The 17,095-nt window shown below is 42.0% G+C and carries 14 protein-coding genes and 1 pseudogene; 3 read left to right on the top strand and 12 right to left on the bottom strand.

Annotation, left to right across the window (positions count from 1 at the left end):
• Nucleotides 1-3 precede the first annotated feature (3 nt).
• The 6 genes from ASD40_RS32885 to ASD40_RS32860 form a co-directional block, all read right to left on the bottom strand.
• The gene (locus ASD40_RS32885; RefSeq protein WP_057307340.1) at nt 4-1,755 is read right to left on the bottom strand and encodes a hypothetical protein; all 1,752 of its coding nucleotides are present in this window, start codon (nt 1,753-1,755) and stop codon (nt 4-6) included.
• Nucleotides 1,756-1,813: 58 nt separating this feature from the next.
• On the bottom strand, nt 1,814-2,686 hold the full coding sequence (locus ASD40_RS32880; protein WP_057307339.1) for a carbohydrate ABC transporter permease: 873 nt from the start codon (nt 2,684-2,686) through the stop codon (nt 1,814-1,816).
• A 26-nt stretch (nt 2,687-2,712) separates the two neighbouring features.
• Nucleotides 2,713-3,609: an ABC transporter permease gene (locus ASD40_RS32875; protein WP_057307338.1), complete on the bottom strand. Its 897-nt coding sequence runs from the start codon at nt 3,607-3,609 to the stop codon at nt 2,713-2,715.
• A gap of 98 nt (nt 3,610-3,707) precedes the next feature.
• Entirely contained in the window at nt 3,708-5,321 is a 1,614-nt protein-coding gene (locus tag ASD40_RS32870) for an extracellular solute-binding protein (protein ID WP_057307337.1), read from the bottom strand.
• Nucleotides 5,322-5,584: 263 nt separating this feature from the next.
• Nucleotides 5,585-7,816, bottom strand: coding sequence for a helix-turn-helix domain-containing protein (locus tag ASD40_RS32865; protein ID WP_057307336.1), 2,232 nt, complete (start codon nt 7,814-7,816; stop codon nt 5,585-5,587).
• A 562-nt stretch (nt 7,817-8,378) separates the two neighbouring features.
• Nucleotides 8,379-9,257 carry a LysR family transcriptional regulator gene (locus tag ASD40_RS32860; RefSeq protein ID WP_057307335.1) on the bottom strand — a complete coding sequence of 293 codons (879 nt, stop codon included), beginning with the start codon at nt 9,255-9,257 and terminating at the stop codon, nt 8,379-8,381.
• Between the two features lie 126 nt (nt 9,258-9,383).
• Here ASD40_RS32860 and ASD40_RS32855 point away from each other — a divergent pair, with 126 nt between their 5' ends.
• The gene (locus ASD40_RS32855) at nt 9,384-10,268 is read left to right on the top strand and encodes a LysR family transcriptional regulator (protein ID WP_057307334.1); all 885 of its coding nucleotides are present in this window, start codon (nt 9,384-9,386) and stop codon (nt 10,266-10,268) included.
• 193 nt (nt 10,269-10,461) lie between these two features.
• On the opposite strand, the gene ASD40_RS32850 is transcribed toward ASD40_RS32855, so the two are convergent.
• The 3 genes from ASD40_RS32850 to ASD40_RS32840 form a co-directional block, all read right to left on the bottom strand.
• Nucleotides 10,462-10,830, bottom strand: coding sequence for a hypothetical protein (locus ASD40_RS32850; protein ID WP_235549474.1), 369 nt, complete (start codon nt 10,828-10,830; stop codon nt 10,462-10,464).
• 101 nt (nt 10,831-10,931) lie between these two features.
• Nucleotides 10,932-11,855: a LysR family transcriptional regulator gene (locus tag ASD40_RS32845; RefSeq protein ID WP_057307332.1), complete on the bottom strand. Its 924-nt coding sequence runs from the start codon at nt 11,853-11,855 to the stop codon at nt 10,932-10,934.
• A gap of 155 nt (nt 11,856-12,010) precedes the next feature.
• On the bottom strand, nt 12,011-12,235 hold the full coding sequence (locus tag ASD40_RS32840; RefSeq protein ID WP_156390262.1) for a hypothetical protein: 225 nt from the start codon (nt 12,233-12,235) through the stop codon (nt 12,011-12,013).
• Between the two features lie 284 nt (nt 12,236-12,519).
• Between ASD40_RS32840 and ASD40_RS32835 the strand changes: the two are divergent.
• Nucleotides 12,520-12,867: pseudogene (locus ASD40_RS32835) on the top strand (SDR family oxidoreductase); the annotation flags it as partial.
• Nucleotides 12,868-13,095: 228 nt separating this feature from the next.
• A complete protein-coding gene (locus tag ASD40_RS32830; RefSeq protein ID WP_057307330.1) occupies nt 13,096-14,373 on the top strand; it encodes an IS110 family transposase in 1,278 nt (425 codons plus the stop codon).
• A gap of 526 nt (nt 14,374-14,899) precedes the next feature.
• Here the strand turns inward: ASD40_RS32830 and ASD40_RS32825 are convergent.
• The 3 genes from ASD40_RS32825 to ASD40_RS32815 form a co-directional block, all read right to left on the bottom strand.
• Nucleotides 14,900-15,472, bottom strand: a complete 573-nt coding sequence (locus tag ASD40_RS32825) for a beta-class carbonic anhydrase (protein WP_200957499.1) — start codon at nt 15,470-15,472, stop codon at nt 14,900-14,902.
• 451 nt (nt 15,473-15,923) lie between these two features.
• Nucleotides 15,924-16,199 carry a DNA-directed RNA polymerase subunit alpha C-terminal domain-containing protein gene (locus ASD40_RS32820; RefSeq protein ID WP_057307328.1) on the bottom strand — a complete coding sequence of 92 codons (276 nt, stop codon included), beginning with the start codon at nt 16,197-16,199 and terminating at the stop codon, nt 15,924-15,926.
• A gap of 567 nt (nt 16,200-16,766) precedes the next feature.
• Nucleotides 16,767-16,982 (bottom strand): hypothetical protein, encoded by a 216-nt coding sequence (locus ASD40_RS32815; protein WP_057307327.1) that lies wholly within the window; start codon nt 16,980-16,982, stop codon nt 16,767-16,769.
• Nucleotides 16,983-17,095 lie beyond the last annotated feature (113 nt).

Below are 17,095 nucleotides of genomic sequence, written 5' to 3'. Positions count from 1 at the left end.
CTCCTAACCATTCGAAGCAGAATTCGGTGAAACCCGAATATTGAATGTATGATCGATCGGTGTAATCAGATTGACAAGAAGCATCTGACAGCCCCTCGGATAAACCATATTGCGGATGGCTGTTGACGAATGCTCAGAAGCAGCACCCTTTATTTCTATCCAATCTCCATTATTCTCGTATCTGACGCTGCCATTGCGCCACATCATTTTATCTTCACCGACGGGCTCACAGCCATCGGTATGCAGCGTCCCTTCCACTCCGAAGAGAAAGACAACCTGTGTTAACACATCCGCCGGCTTGTCTGACCGAATACGCAGAGTCCATCCTTCCTTGGTCTCTGCCGCTTCAACGAAGGTCTCATGTGTCTGTTCATGGGTCATGGACCTTTTGTGATGCGGAAGCAGGTACCACGGGCTTAGATTTTCCGATGCATCTTCTGGAAGCTGCGCCTGCGGGATTGGGCCATAATAGCCCTTTTTCTCTTGCGACTTCAAAAGGTATGCGCCATTATGCTCCTTCAGCTCCTTGAATTTGGTCGTGCCTGGCTCAAAGTTGGAGCCTACTTGAACGCCTAGCAGCCTAGCATGGCCGTGCCGTAACGCAAAGAAAGAGGTGGCCTCCGTCATAACGGTCGCACTGGTTTTGCCGCTCCGGTGTCTAGCCACCGGGGCGCCGAATTCCGGGTGAAAGCTGCTATGCGAGATTTTTCCGTTATGACCGGCTTGCTCCATTTTGGATAAGTACAGGGAGCGATTGAAATCGCCATTGATGATTTTACGATATTCGGTAGGAAGCTCCGCCGGTTGCACCGAGCTCTCCCGCAAAGCCGGATGAAGCAAAAGGTTCAGCATGGCGTTGTTCGGAAGGGCGCCGGGATGGGTAATCGCTTCGCCCGCCAAGCTGGCCATGGCCGCAAACAAAGGATCCCGGTCATGTACCGCCATGAGCTGATAAATGGAATAATAGTCGGCAAGCGTGAACTTTTGACCAAAATCTTGACGTCCCGAATAGTCCGTCACAATCTCGCCGTCAGGGTGAACCAAATACATCATCATCCTCAGATTAGCTCGCACACTCTCGAGCAGCTCCGGCCGGTCCAGGTACCGAGCCGCATAGTAAAGATTAATGTCGCTGACAGCGTTATAAATACCGTTGCTGCGCTCCGTCCATTCTCCGTCCGGAGTGATGTCCAGCCCTTCGGACAACCATTCCGAGGCGCGTTCTTTGAGCGCTTCAATGCCAAAGATATCGTATAAGGAACCGAGGGCTGAGCAGATCACCCAACGATGATTAGGCGTATGAATGCCGCCTGTCAGCAGGGCAGGAATCGTCCGCTCCAGAAAACGATGAACATCGGCAGCAACGGACTCGGCCGGCTGCCACTCGCTTGACGACAGCAGATTGTAGATTTGGGATAGCCCTACTACGTTGAAGGCTGTGTCAGGTGGCGAGTGATAGTTGGTCCAGCCCGGTGAAATGGTGCCGTCATCATGCTGAAAATTCAACATAAACCGCGACAGTTTTTTCAGTCGTTCCAATAGTATGTTGTCGTGATAATAAGTAGAATCCGGATTGATTAGAGCAGCTGCCCATAAACCCATAATCATTAGAGAATTCGTATGACTAGGCCATGGGATCCCTGTTGCCGGATCAACAACGCCTCCGAAATAGCGGCTTTCGTTATCCAGCACCTGACGATCGAACGCCTCTTTCACCCATTGATCGTTAATCTTCACTAGCTTATGATAGACCATACGGTTTACCCTCTTTCTTTTTAGAAGTGAATCCTGTTTGTGTTGCTATTCTCCCCCTTTACTCTTTAACCGCGCCCAGCATGACTCCGGAAACAAAATAGCGCTGCAGCCAAGGGTATACAATGAGAATCGGAACTGTAGAGAATATGACAGTAGCGGCCTTTAAGCTTTCTGGCACAACCAACTGCATTTGGCTGCCTTCCAGTCTCATCAGGTCGTTGACCTGACTGTTCTGTATCATCTGATAAAGCTTCAATTGAAGCGGATAGAGCTCCTGCTTCGTAATATACATTAAAGCATCTTGAAATCCGTTCCATCTTCCCACCGCGTAAAAAAGGCTCAGTGTGGCCAGCGCCGGCATGGACAAGCGCAAGGTAATCCGCCACAGCATGCCGAAGTAGCTGCATCCGTCTATTTCCGCAGATTCTTCCAATGCCTTAGGGATGCCATTAAAGAAAGAAATGAGAATGATTAGATTAAATGCACTGACTAAACCGGGAAGCACTAAAGACCATACGGTGTTCAGCAGATTCAGGCTGCGCATTAAAATATATTCCGGTATCATGCCTCCGCTAAAAAACATGGTAAAAATGATGATCACCATAAGGATTTGACGACCCTTAAGCTCTTTCTTCGATAAAGGGTACGCGGCGGCGATGGTCATGATCATGCTTAATACCGTACTTAGCGCCGTCAAGAAGATCGTAAAGCCCAAAGAACGAATCATCGACATATTCGTAAACACTTTCTTGTACGATTCCAAGTTCGCTTCAAGCGGCCATAAGGAAACTTTACCGGATGTAATAGGTGTTGTTCCGCTCAAAGATACTGCAATAATATGGATAAAAGGAATAAGACAGAGCACTACGCTAACTGCTATACATGCAATAAAAACTGTATCATATACTCGGTTTACTGCCCGTTCATTCATCGTACTGACTCCCCTCTACAACTCACTTAAATAATGCCGTCACCAGTCAACTTTTTGGAAGCGAAGTTAGCGCCAATCAAGAAAATCAACCCTACGACGGCTTGGAACAATCCGACCACGGTCGCCAGTGTATACTGTCCGGATTCAAGTCCGACTCGATACACGAACGTACTTAAAACTTCCGAATAATCACGGACGATCAGATTTCCAATAATATACGGTCTGTCAAAGCCGATGGATACCATATTGCCTAGATTAAGAATCAACAGCGTTGCCACGGTTGTTTTGATTCCCGGCAGCGTGATATGCAAGATGCGCTTCATCCTTCCCGCTCCGTCAACCTCGGCTGCTTCAAATAATTCCTTGTTGATTCCTGTTAGGGCTGCCAGATATAGAATCGTTCCCCACCCGGCGCTTTGCCATACCCCCGTTAATAAATAGGTGATCAGCCAGTAATTTTTATCCGATAGAAACGGGATGGATGGATAGCCCATACCGGTGAGTATGTTATTAATCATGCCGGATTCATTGCCGAAAACTTGGTAAACGATACCACCAATAATGACCCAGGATATAAAATGGGGAATATATAAAATCGTTTGGGAAAGCTTCTTAAACCATACGACCTTTATTTCAAACAGGATGATAGCCAAAATAATCGGTGCCGGAAAAGATACCAGAAGATCAAGCAAATTCAGCATAAACGTATTACGAAGCGCTATAACAAAATCAGGATTTTTGAATACTTCCCGAAATGCCTCAAAACCTATCCAATCACTTCCGTTAATCCCTTTGAAAAAATTGAAATCCTTAAATGCAATTTGTGCGCCATACATCGGTCCATATTTAAAGATGAAAAAGTAAACAATCGGCAATGCGACTAAGGCATACAGCTGCCAGTATCGTCGAAGGTATACGTTCATATTCGCTGCTTCCTCCCCTTACACCCAGTCTATTAAAATCAAAGGAGCGCCTGATTCACGCTCCTTTGATTTGGTGTAACCGTGGGCTTAACCTTCGGTTACTTTGTTTGCATTTCCTTCCATGCTGCTTTGCGTTCGTCAGCAATAGCTTGACCGCCGCTGGACATGTATCCACTCATCATTGAGTCAAATACGGAGTCGAATTTATCTGGCTTAGCCATCGTTGCTTTCACAATCAGTTCTTCCTCTTTCGCACTCAATGTTGTTCCGTATTTGTTTTCCGCTTCAATCGGACTTGGAGAAACAATCTGTTTAATCCCGTCTGTGACAGCGAATTTAAGCACTTTTTTAACATCGCTTTGATATCTTTCTGGGAAGTTCTTAATAAATGCCGCGTCAGTTCTCTCTTGTGTATCAAGAACAAGACCGTTAGCGAGAATACCCATATCGCCGCCGCTGAACGTGTTGTTTTTAACTTTATCATCCATGTTCTCGATCACAGCCGGAATTCCATTAGCATCCAGATTGTAGTTCTGGCCCTTAACCCCTTTAAGCATGGTTAACAGATTGTCGCCCGTCGCTATCCAATCCAGATATTTAACGGCTTCGACGGCATTTTTGCTCGACTTCGGAATCATGATGTACATACCGTTCGGAGCATCGAGCGGCTTAGCGTGTTTACCGTCTTTATTGGTGTAGGCATCCACTGGAGTCAGTAACGCAGAAGGGACGTTCTTCTTCAGAGCATCGTAAGTCCCATCGTTGTAGAAAATGTTGATGGTATCCTCACTGAAGAAACCAACTTTACCGTTGGAAATAGCTTTAGTCAATGTTTCCTTTTTACTATCCAAAGCGAAGTCCGGGCTCATCAAGCCTTCGTTGTACAGCTTGTTCATAAACCGGATGGCTTCCTTGAAACCTGGATCCAGCATCGGAATTTCACGAATTTGCGTTTTCTCGAAGCGCTCTTGATCGCTCATATTACCGATAAAGGACCAGATAATAGGCTCGTACTGGGCAGGGGCAATACTCATGCCAAGAGGAATCACTTTGCCTCCTGTTTGTCCCGGATCTTTTTCTTTAAATGCTTTTAATACGTTATAAAGTTCATCGGTCGTTTTCGGAGCCTGGAGATTCAATTTATCCAGCCAGTCTTGACGAATGAAAGACGCATACTTGCCTGTTTCCGCTCGCTTCGCCGGAATCGCATACTGCTTCCCTTTGTATTGACCAACGCTCAAAATTTCAGGTCCAAGGAGTTTGCTGACATTCGGGCCGTATTGCTTCAACAAATCTGTAACCTCTGTTAAACCGCCTTGAGTCGCATATTTACTAAAAGTACCTTTATCGTATGTGATCACGAGATCAGGAACATCCGTATTGCTAGCCATCAAAACATTAAGTTTGGGTACTTCCTCACTTCGCAGCACCGGAACAAACTCAACATTAATATTGTTCGGCTTGCCGAAATTTTCTTTAACATAGTTGGTTAGGAACGAGTTCGTAATCGTGACTCCATCCGGCGGATTGCCGCGATCCCAAAGCTCTACTTTCAGGTTGCCGGCTTTGGCTGGCGCACCGCTGCTTGCCGGAACTGCGCTCTGGCCTGCCTGCTCTTTCTTATCAGAAGAACAAGCGGTCAATACGGTCATGCCTGCAAATAACATGGAAAGACTTAGTACAGCGAACTTCTTCGTTTTTCTTTCTTGCATGAATGCCTCACCTTACCCACTTTTTAAATTTTTTTAGAGCTCCGAAGCCGATCCCGTTTGTGGAACTGCCTCTGGAACACATTATTGCGCTTTTATGCTGACTTCGACAATAAACTAGTTTCACATGATAAACTTCAACCGTTGGAAACTCAAAGAAGGCGTGAATAAACTTTTTTCCCGATAAACCAAAAAGCCATTCGCGGTCAAAAAAAAGCTTATTCCGCTCAGAATGAACCATCACTCTGGGGAATAAGCACCTTTTTTTATTTTTTCTCTGTATTTTTCAGTTTGCGGAAATCCCCAGGCGTTACACCAACAACCTTCTTGAAAACTCTACCGAAAGTAATAGCGTTGGCATATCCCACGTCCATGGCGATATCCTGAATCGTATCGTTGGTGTTTTCAAGTAACGACTCTGCCCTATTCATCCGGAGATGTACAAGAAAATCAACGAATTTCGTATTGAATTCTTCTTTGAATAAGTAGCTGGCATACTTTCCGGAAATTTGGAACTGGTCGCTCAGATGCTTCAATGACAGATCTGGGTTGGAATAATTATTCTCAATGTACTTTTTGATTTCCTCAATCAAAGCCCTGTAGCTCTTGGATTCGTTCACCGATACATAAGTCTGGAATAACTCCGTTAACCAATCCGATACAATCTTCTGAACTTCATGAAGACTGGAGGCCTGCACGACCGATGTCCACATCTCATCCCACTGCTGTCCCTTAAACCTGTTTGCTAAGGAGTCAGATAACTCTCCGACCTCCCTCTCCAGTATCTTCATCAAGGTTTCAAGCTGCAGGTGTATTTCTTCATTTCTTAAATTATCATTTACAAAAGACTGAAAAATGGCATCCAACCTTAACCGCCAGCCATCTCCCGCCAATCGGAACTCCCGAACGAACTGAGACATGGACTGAAAATATTGATAGCTATGAAAGTGTGATTGTTCAGGCAGCTCCTCGCTCATGACTACGGCTTCTTGCCCAAGAGACAGCTTATGATGGAGGGCTGAGTCGGCAGCCTGATACGATAAGTAAATCTCTGCCGGTTCCGTCACGACGATTCCGATCCCCATCGTTAATGAAATGCGCAAATGTTCATTTATCCAACTGTGACACTTTTCACCAACGGCTCTGAGTACAGTTTTATCGGGATTATCCTCTTTCATACTAACTATCGTTCCCAGCTTATCACTGCTTATCCAATCGTACCAGCCGCTCATATGATGGTCATTGATGATTTCATTCAATACATTCATCACTGCGTATTTCAGAATATTTTGATCAGAGAGGGAGAAATTCTGTTGAAATTGACCATAGCGGTTCAATTCGACGATAAAAACCGTGAATCCTTTAGGCTTGGCATCGCCGGCGAAGGGCTTCATTTTCTCGATACGTTCGCTTAGGTCCTCCATACGTTCGCCTTCAATTAAACCGCGGAATAGCTGTCTGCGAAGGACATGTTCATTACTCCGGCGCTCCTTCTCATAATCAGTGGTCTGCTCAATTAGATTATCCAATGCATAACTGATTACTGTAAGGTCGTCCTTTAATGTAAGCTTCGCGTCTGTAATTGGTAGTTGGAGAAATTGTAAACGTTTCATCATTTTCGTAATAGGCTGATAATTTCGCCTTGTCATATAAAAGATAAACACCATAGCACCAATAATGGTAGAGATCCCAATTACAATCCATATATAAGAGATCAAGGATACCCAAGAAAATAGCTGCCCAGCCTGAATACCGCTTTGAAATGTCCAGTTCAGGTGTTTCGCATGAATGGTTGTTAGCACTTTGCCCTTCTTCAAATAACCGCTACCCAAGAATTCAAACACCTGATTACCGCTTTCATCATATACGTCGAGATAAGAAACGTTCCCACTTAGGAGGTCGTTAATCATTCTTTCTAGTCTATACTTGCTTATATTAATAACCATCATCCCGTCCTGGCCAAATGGAATTGGCAAGGATCTGCTGAGGGAAATAACGGGCACTGGATTTGTCTCATTCGCTTCCGGATAATCGCGGACCTTACTCCAACCACGGCTTTCGGGCTCCTTCAGCCTTTGGCGAAGGAAGTTCGCGTCAGCGAAAGCGTTAAGCTCGACAAGTCCGCTCTGTGTAAGCACAATGTCACCTTGCTTGCGATAAATATAAATGGAATCAATTAAGCTGTAATTGTTTGTTAAGGTATTCATATTGTTTACTACATCATAATAACGTTCGTTCGACCTTGCATCAGCGGACGGATAAAGAAAATCGGTATAGGAATTCTCCAGTTCCAGCTCTTGCAAAACTTTCATCTCCATTTCACTCATCGTGCGATCAACAGTGTCCACAATATAACTTGTCGAGATATGATTGGCTTTGGAAGTTTCATTTCTAGAGATATCATTAACAATAAGAAATGACATGAAAATGAGCACCGTTACCGTCAGAAGGAAGATCGGCATGTATATTAACAAAAATTTTCTCGAAAACGTATTCATTTAATTCGTCCTCCTTCTGAATCCGAAATATAGGTAATATTATCACTTAGCTTCCCCAGTTTTTAATAAGATCAATAATATATATTTCTCAAAATAAAAAGAAGCTTCTCAGCTCGTATATTAGTTCCTGTCCTCCAAAAAAGACACGAACTTATATTCATAGATTCAAAAACGGCGCTGCGCGCAAGCTTATAATAAGATACGTTCTTCCACTCTAGCATCTCAATACCTTCCTTTTTGCGTTGATGAAAAAAATTAAGAAGTAAAAACTTGCCTCGTGATTTTTTACTAGCTTACCAAACTGGTTTTATCGGAGTCAATGAAAAAGCGCCTCATGTCTTTACCTCAAGTTCTCTTTTTGACGTCATGTTCACTAAACAAAAAATTAAAGGGCTATCGGCAATGTTCGATAGCCCTAAATATATATAAAATTAAATTTCAATATAGAGTAATTTACTTATTTACTAAATAATAACCCTGAGGGGTTTTTCCATGTCTATCTGAGTGCCACAATATTACTCAAAAACACGCTCATCCGAGCAAGATCTGCAGGTTGCGCTTCTTATAAGTCTTTGGTGAATTCTGGAATATGATTAATAAAGGCTCGGACTGTATGAGGCATCAATTTATCTTTACGTATGAAAAGCTTAATCTCACGTGTAGGTTTAGGATCAATTAATCGGATGATTTTTATATTGGGACAATTATAGCTTTTAACAAGACGGTGGGATAAAATTGCTTCCCCGACTCTTAGATGTACCATATTAAGTAGGGTTGATGGTGATGTTGCTTCTACATTTAAATGCAGAGAAATACCTGTTTTATTTGTATATGCATCAAGTTGTTTCCGGAGTTTGGTATCTTTTACAAAAAGTATAGTTTCTAGCTTTTCAAGCTCTCGAAATGGAATCTCTAATTTTTCTGCCCAAGGATGGTCTTTAGAAACTACTAACGCTAGTTCTTCGTTGAATAAGTGGATACTATTGATATGTTTGTTCGGTTCGAGATCGGTAGACATTCCTATATCGATTTTATTTTCCAGTAACTGTCCCGGGTTATCTTCCAAATCAACAAATTTTATTGAAATATTCGGGTACTGTTCATGAAAATGATCAAATCTTGGCATTAAATAGGTCAGATCAGAAGGTAAGATACCAATTATCATCTCGTTCTTCTGAATATTTATTAATTCAGATGTTTCTTTTCGGGAATCTTCAATAAGCATCATCACTTCAATTCCCTTTTCAAGAAGTATTTTTCCAGCCTCATTAATCTCTATTCCTCTTCCGACTCGATCAAATAATGGAGTTCCAAATTCTTTCTCCAACACACGAATTTGTTGACTTAATGTAGGTTGAGAAACCATCAATACTTCCGCAGCTTTAGTGAAACTTCCTTCTTTGCAGATCTGAATAAAATACTCTAGTTGTCGAAATTCCACTTATTCACCCCAGTTTTGTTTTCACCAATTAAATCAAGTCATGAATATTTGATGTATATAAATGATATAATATGACTTAAAGTTAATAAAATGAAAGTTAATCATAAGGGGTATACCAATTTAGTTATGACGAATTGCCAAGTACAGTTATTTGTAAAAATTGCTGAAACCGGTAGTTTTACAAAAGCCGGACATGAACTTAATATGACCCAACCTGCTGTAAGTCGTGCAATTCTTGCACTTGAATCAGAGCTGGATGTGGCGCTTTTTATCCGTGATCGGAAAAAAGGGCTGATTCTCACCGATATAGGAAAACGGATCCTTATTTTGTTTAGAAACATATTGAAAGATTTAGAGAAAGTTGAACAAGAGGTGGCCGCCGAAAAAGGACTCGAAGTCGGAACGATCCGAATTGGAATATTTCCAACTGCTTCAGCCGTCATTTTGCCTAAAATTATTCGTGTAATTCAAGATAGTTATCCTAATTTGAAATTTAATCTTTATGAAGGAACGATCCTTGAAATTAAAGAATGGCTGGTGTCACGCACTATTGATATCGGACTGATTATCCCACCGAACGATGGGCTGGACATAATCCCCTTATATAAAGAAGAAATGTTTGTAGTCTTTCGAGATAACCACCCTTTACAAAGCTGTTCTACAATCCATATTCAAGACCTAAATAATGTACCGATGATTATGTGCAAAGGTGGTTATGATACATTTATTTTCGAACTTTTTGAGAGAGCCAATTTAACTCTTCAAGTAAAATTTGCGTTCCAAAACGTTAACATCGTACTAAACATGATACAAGAAGGACTGGGTGTTTCTATCTTACCAAAACTATCATTATCAACGTTACCACCTAATGTTATAACACGCAGCCTAGATCCTATACTGTTTAGAGAAATTAACCTAGCACGTCCTTCATTAAAAGAATCTTCAATTGCGGTAAACTTGTTTATCAAAACCATAACAGATCTCTTTCCGCATACTGGTGAAACTCAGTAACATACAGAACGGAATCCACCATTTCGGGTATAGCTCAACCAAGTAAATAACGCTTAGTCCGGTGTTCGAGTTAACCGGCCTAAGCTTATTCTTTATTTAAGTATCCCAAACCCTTTCTATTTCGAATCTACTTTTTATAAACAAACTTATATGACCTGCAACCTAGTGCCCTGCGAAAGCTCCTATAGTCCCATCAAAAGACGAAACAATCCAAGTCGCAGAAACCATTGCCGTGATGATGATGATTGCAGTTATAATGATGATGTCCCTGTTGTGGTACATGTAGCCCAGTACCACCGCCTCCATGATTGGAGGCATTATAGTAACCGCCATAGTAATTGTGTGGCGCCCAGTCCGGACTGGCTTTAGGAGCTGGAAGCGACAATTTTTGGAATTCAAGAGATCCATAAACAATCTTTCCGCCTATTACCGTAAGCAGCGATTCGATGCGTTTGACTTCTTCATCCGAGACGCGGAAGAAAACATCAGACAGGCCTAATGCGATAACACGTTCCAAATCCTTCTCTCGGATTGTTTCGGCATGGTCTAAAATCCAGCGCAAATCTTTGTTCCGAAAGCAGAAGCGGACATGGCGGTAGTACGCCCTCGATATACTGAACAAAAAATACGACATGCCTAGCAAGCTGCATATTTTCTCTAACGTCACTCTATTTGGGGGCTAGTATCGCCTCGGATAAATTGAATTATGAAATTGACTCTTGCTTGCATTAGCATTATTTTAATAAAAGTTCGAACCGCAAGTTTTGGAAATTTATTTTTACGATAGCTAAGCTTTATTTCTCTTGTAGGTGTAGGATCAGTTACTCGAATAATTTTCACTTTGGGATGGTTGTAGCTTTCAACGAGGGGTAAGGATATTAATGCTGCTCCATATCTATGATGCACCATAGATAGAAGGGATGATGATGATACTGCTACAATTGTTGAGTTTAAGGTCATACCTAATTTCATAGCATAAGAATCAATAATTTCCCGGCACATGGTAGATTGAAAAAACAATACAATATCTAAATGCTGTAGCTCTCGAAATGAAATCATCTTTTTTTCTGCCCAAGGATGGTTTTCTGCAATAATAAGTACTTGCTCTTCTTTGGTTAAGTGAATACTCTCAGTATGCTTGTTTTGTTCCGAACCCGTAGTTATTCCGATATCGATTTTATTTTGCAATAACTGTTCCGAAAAGTCTTCAATCTCCACAAAATTCAAAGAAATATCTGGATAATGTTCACGAAATTGATCAAAGATTGGCATAAGGTAGAATAGATCGCCTGGTAATACACCGATTGTAAGCTCGCCTCTCTGAATATTTTTTAACTCATAGATTTCTATTCGAGATTCTTCAATAAGTTGCTTCACTGAAAGCCCCTTATCAAGAAGAATTTGACCTGCCTCCGTAATCTGAATTCCTCTTCCGACTCTATAAAATAAAGGAGTACAAAATTCATTCTCTAAAACGCGAATTTGTTGACTTAAAGTAGGTTGGGAAACCATTAATACTTCCGCTGCTTTAGTGAAGCTACCCTCTTTGCATATGTGTATAAAATAATCTAGTTGTCTTAATTCCATTTGATACCCCATTCTAAGATTATGAAATTACCAATTAAGTGAAATGAAAGCATACAAAAAGAAATTAAACGTAGGAATGCGTGAACAACTCCCTTAGACTGGAAAGTTCAGTCCCCATCATTCTATAAGTAAGATTACTATCTATCAATACAAGTTTATCTATGTGACATATAGGCATTGCTTATGTTTTCTATCTGCTTATCCAGTAACGAATGCGGCATTTGAGGATTTCGCAGAGAAAAACTTTCTTTCATCATGATCCCTTGAATTACTGCTTTGGCAATCTCTTCTTTTCTACCCTCGGAACGTTTAAGCGGCCATTCCATATTAGACTGTCCGCCTACTATCCATACTTCTTCTATCAAAATATCATCCAGCACAATCGTGTCTTTTTTGCGGAGAGTTGATATCGACAGAAGCGGTAGGGGCAATGGTTTGTTAAGCTTGCTCCTAAACAAGCTGGCGTGCCTTTTACAATGACTATCTCTAGCGGTTCCTCTAGCAACATGTATAGCTTTTCTTGATGTTTTCCTTTTGTTAATTCTAAAATTTTATATAAGTAGAACGAATTAGAGTAATAATAATTTAATGCAACTCTACTTACAAAACCTCGTAAGCTCTCTGCAGACTTAGGTACTGGTCGTATTGGTGGGTTAATCATAAAATCTCCTCTACGGCAGGACATAAAACAGTTGCGAACCAATCGGTCTATTCCGGCAGTAAGTTTGCCGTTCGCACGATATCCGAAGGGCTCCGGCAGGAGGCTGGCGAACACATGCGTGTAACGATCATTTCACCTGGCATCGTACGGACAAATTTTATCGAGGGTATAACCAATCAAGAGGTAAGAAACCGACTTGCAAGGGTCAGAGACGATTTGGGAATGCCGCCAGAAGCGGTAGCGCGAGCGATTGCTTTCGCAATCGAGCAGCCGGACGATATTGATGTTAACGAGATCGTCCCACGGCGCAAGTGTAAGAAAACAATTTGGGAACGGAAGTCGTGGTTATAACTGAAGGTTTCGATGAAGTCTGTATTCCTTGAAACTATTAGTATTAATGTTTTATCCCTAGATCTTGGCGTTGCTTGTGATATGGTTTAGCTAATCATTATTAAACTAATCTGCCCGTTAACATTCCTGTAGGTGTTAGTAGATTGAACTTGCAGAAAAAAGAACACCTCGCTAGGATGAGTATGTACTGGGTTGCAGCCCTCAGAACTCACCTTAGGAGGCGTTATTATGAAGTCTAATCCAATTAATTCTCAAAATCAACGTGTAGAACGTATCTCCACTACCACTCTGGTCATAGGCATCGACATTGCCAAGGAGAAGCATGCTGCACAAGCCATTAATTTTCGAGGTATTGTCCTCACCAAGCGCCCTATTCTATTTTCGAATGACCTAGCCGGCTATGAGCATTTAGAACACAGCATTCGGAAATTACAGAAGATGCACGGCATGAATGACTTCGTTGTGGGATTGGAGAGCACCGGTCACTACTGGTTCAATATTGCCAACTGGTTGGTGGATCAAGGAATTGATGTGGCTCTTGTCAATCCAATGACGACCAAACGCAATAAGGAAAATAGAGATAACTCACCTTCCAAGAACGACCCAAAGGATGCTCTGGTCATCGCCGATGCGGTGAGTCGCGGGTTCTACACACCCTTCGCTCCTAAGGATGAAGCATTCCGCCGCATACGGGTCATGGTTACAAACAGAGAGCACTGGGTTGTTAAATCAGGACGGATTAAGAATAGAATCCACCGCTGGCTCGATATCCGTTTTCCAGAATACAGACAAGCATTTGATGATATTTTTAGCGATCGTTCGTTGGCCACTTTACGCCGGTTCCCAGCCCCTTCTGACCTATTGCAGCTAACTCCAGAGCAAATGGTACAGATCTGGGGTGAGTATATGGTCAGACCTGGCGGGGTGCGAGGTAAGAACAAGGCGATGGAACTTCAATCACTCGCTAGACATAGCGTGGGAGATACTACTGCCCTTGAAGAAGATAAATGGGAGCTAAGGCACCTCATTGAAGAGTATGTAAGAATCTGCCGAATCATTGATGAAGCGGACGAGATGATTGAAAAGGTACTGCCTGAAATTCCTTGCTCAGATCTCATTCGATCTGTCGGTGCTTCCGTTCCTGCAACGGCTGCCATATTGGCATTTGGCGGGGACTTACGTAAGCTGTCTCACGGAAATCAGTTATTGCGCAAGGCAGGATTGAACTTAGCAGAACGAAGTTCTGGCAAGTATAAGGGGCAAATCAAGCTCACCAAACGAGGCAACTCACTACTGCGCAAACATCTCTACTTCACTGTGTTTCACCTGTTATCTTTCAATGAAGCGTTCCAAGCCATGCATGCACACAATACCGAAGTGAAACGAATGACAAAAATGCAGTCCATGATGAAGCTGATTGGGAAACTGGCCCGGATGCTTGTAGCCATGGCGAGAGAAGGACAAACATTCTCTATGGATAAGGCTCAAATATCATTAGCAGCATAATAGGTAAATCCTAACCCTGACACGTAAATTGGCTCATTCGCAGGATCTCACAAAGAAAGCACGAGTACCGAGATTATTCAGCTTTAGGGCATAGACCCGTTCCGTTAACGTTGATCGGACTCCACACCTTGGAAAGATAGGACGAAGGAATGTGAGGGCAAAGACCCGTCGAGATTTGGGAGAGTGAATCCCTGAGGACCTTGTGGAGAGAAGCGTGCAGTATAACTTTTTATGGAAGATGTTGTAAATATGATCAGCACCTTCTGTTCCCGCATGCGCTCTAACGGAACTGCTTGCCACACACTATTCTAACAACTGAACTCCTATTTAACATGCATATTGAAATCCTGCGAATGAGCGAGCATTCGTGAGAAAATCCTTATTCTCTGAGGGAGTTGAGCAAAGGCTGCCGATTTTGCCGGCAGCCTTATCTTGATAGTGTATGTAACTAACGTTTCTCGATAGCTCAGTATTACCCAGAATAGCGTTTCGTGATCTAGGAAGGCTTCATTCAATTCGGATTTCCCTACGATTCCTTATGTTTATAACCGTCAACTATTAAATCCAACTTTCCTGTTTCCGGGTCGATTACAAGGCCATGAACTGGAATGTGTTTTGGCAGGAGGGGATGGTTCTTGACCGTTTGCACGCTTCCTTTGACGGAATCTTCAACACTATCGAAACCGTGTAGCCACTGTTGCAAATTAATTCCGGAGCTTTCGAGGGTGTCGATAGTTTCGGAAGATATGCCGTTCTCCTTCATTTTATTAATGGTTTCGCTAGGGTCAATACAGCTCATCCCGCAATCATGATGTCCGACCACAAACACTTCATCGGCATTTAATTCATATACAGCAACAATAACGCTACGCATAACGCTGCCAAATGGATGCAAAACAATCGCTCCAGCATCTTTAATGATTTTGGAATTTCCATCCTTAATATTTAACGCTCGGGGAAGAAGGTCGGTAAGCCTTGAGTCCATACAAGTTACAACAACCATCTTTCTATCTTTGAATCTAGATGCTTTATATTTTTCAAATTCCTTCTTCTCTACAAACTCCGAGTTAAAGTGTAACATATCATAAAGTCGGTCCAAGCTTCTCACCTCAATTTCTCTCTTGATATCTAATAATCTTATCATAACCTACGAAGTACACTCAACATGCCAAACCTTATTCTTATTAGTTGGTTTCGATAAATGAATCTAGTCTTGCAACATCCATGCAAAGCAAAAGAACCATCAGAAGCACTACCAGTACGCAACTGATGATACTGTCGTAATGATTGGTAATGTAGGGTTTTGAAGCCCTGTCCAAGCTGCCAGTTAGCGTAACAATAATGCTCTTACAATGGCTCTGTCGGGAATGAGATCAAGTTCTTGTCAAAATCGGGAATGGGATCAAGTTCTTGTCATTGGGTTTTGACAAGAACTTGATCCCATAAAATAAAAAAACCGCGATTTACGCGGTAATTAATGAGATAATGTTCTTGTCACCCGACAAAAAGCCGCTCGTCACGTCAGCAGCTCTACCGATCACCCAATAAATTTATAAGCATATCTCTTTACCTATTTCTGTCTTTTTATTAAGTTTTACACTAGCATTTGATTCTTCAATTATTGAAATATTGTAGTAATCTTTCAAGGCTTCCTTAAGCTCCCGAATCGAATTGATTCCCAGTTGACGAATTCGAGAGAGTTCTTCAACAGAATAATCTCTAATATCACTAAGTCGCTTAAATCCTGCCTTAAGTAAAGTTGATTTAATCGCCTTTGATACTAGCAGGTCTTCAATTAGTGGATCGGTGTCTCCGTCAAGTTGCACCTTCTTGCATTTGATTTTTTCATACGTGTATTTAAATTTTCTTAATAACTGGGCTTCAGATATTCCACTTAATCTTGCTATTTCCAGAGGATTTAAGTTTTGTACATAATAAAGAGACTTGAAAAACGTTCTAGGGTTAGTAACGGCTTTATTTACTGGACATTATAACACGGTCGCGCGACCCGTTAGTTGTCAGCAAACAACATTTCCTTAATTTATTTCCTAATATTGTTGCTAGTTATACCGTCAGGATTAGTCCTAGTCTATCCGTCAACGCGTGTTCCATCGCTACGCGTATATCCACGTACTGAGTGTGTGCCGGTACCCGAACTTGATCCTTAGCTTGGCGGATCCTGTAAGCCATAAAAATGGTCCTGACAATTTAAGTCCCAATCCTCTGAGCATTGGGCTTCCCAATTCAATTCATCTTGCTCGTTTTCTGTTACTACATGTGGGGCATCAGGGAGTTGGTGGGCTTGATAGTTCGCAAAACCAAAGAAAATTAACAGGGCGAAGGGAATTACGGACGAAACCAATACGAGGGGATTACTATCTCTATTGCCCCTTTTAGCAAGCGTAAGCATAGCCAGCAATAGTGCCTGAGTGTGTTTTGGTGAAAATAAAATATAATACAGTTAGTACCGAAACACCTATTAAAATAGTACCAACAGTTCGTCTATTTCGATTCTTATCCTTATAGAGTCCTTTATAGTAATCTTTTTTGTTTCTCGCTGCCTTCTCTTCTTGAAGGGCTCTTTTTATTTCCTCACGTCTTTCATTCATTTAGTTACTCCCCCATGCTAATTTAGTGGAATCACAAAAACTATAATACCATTAGTACAATATAATCAGTATGAATCCGCATTAAGGTGGTGGGGCTTAGATCTATGGTTGCT

It is taken from the genome of Paenibacillus sp. Root444D2 (genome assembly GCF_001426375.1).
Classification (GTDB): Bacteria; Bacillota; Bacilli; order Paenibacillales; family NBRC-103111; genus Paenibacillus_E.
The sequence above is the reverse complement of the archived record's forward strand: the minus strand, read 5'-3'. Positions and strand labels throughout refer to the sequence as shown.

What these genes read in the sequence shown, in the direction of transcription:
- ASD40_RS32880 (WP_057307339.1), bottom strand. Translation starts at nt 2,686, where the DNA reads ATGAATGAACGGGCAGTAAACCGAGTATATGATACAGTTTTTATTGCA.
- ASD40_RS32830 (WP_057307330.1), top strand. Translation starts at nt 13,096, where the DNA reads ATGAAGTCTAATCCAATTAATTCTCAAAATCAACGTGTAGAACGTATC.
- ASD40_RS32870 (WP_057307337.1), bottom strand. Translation starts at nt 5,321, where the DNA reads ATGCAAGAAAGAAAAACGAAGAAGTTCGCTGTACTAAGTCTTTCCATG.
- ASD40_RS32855 (WP_057307334.1), top strand. Translation starts at nt 9,384, where the DNA reads ATGACGAATTGCCAAGTACAGTTATTTGTAAAAATTGCTGAAACCGGT.
- ASD40_RS32815 (WP_057307327.1), bottom strand. Translation starts at nt 16,982, where the DNA reads ATGAATGAAAGACGTGAGGAAATAAAAAGAGCCCTTCAAGAAGAGAAG.
- ASD40_RS32845 (WP_057307332.1), bottom strand. Translation starts at nt 11,855, where the DNA reads ATGGAATTAAGACAACTAGATTATTTTATACACATATGCAAAGAGGGT.
- ASD40_RS32865 (WP_057307336.1), bottom strand. Translation starts at nt 7,816, where the DNA reads ATGAATACGTTTTCGAGAAAATTTTTGTTAATATACATGCCGATCTTC.
- ASD40_RS32885 (WP_057307340.1), bottom strand. Translation starts at nt 1,755, where the DNA reads ATGGTCTATCATAAGCTAGTGAAGATTAACGATCAATGGGTGAAAGAG.
- ASD40_RS32875 (WP_057307338.1), bottom strand. Translation starts at nt 3,609, where the DNA reads ATGAACGTATACCTTCGACGATACTGGCAGCTGTATGCCTTAGTCGCA.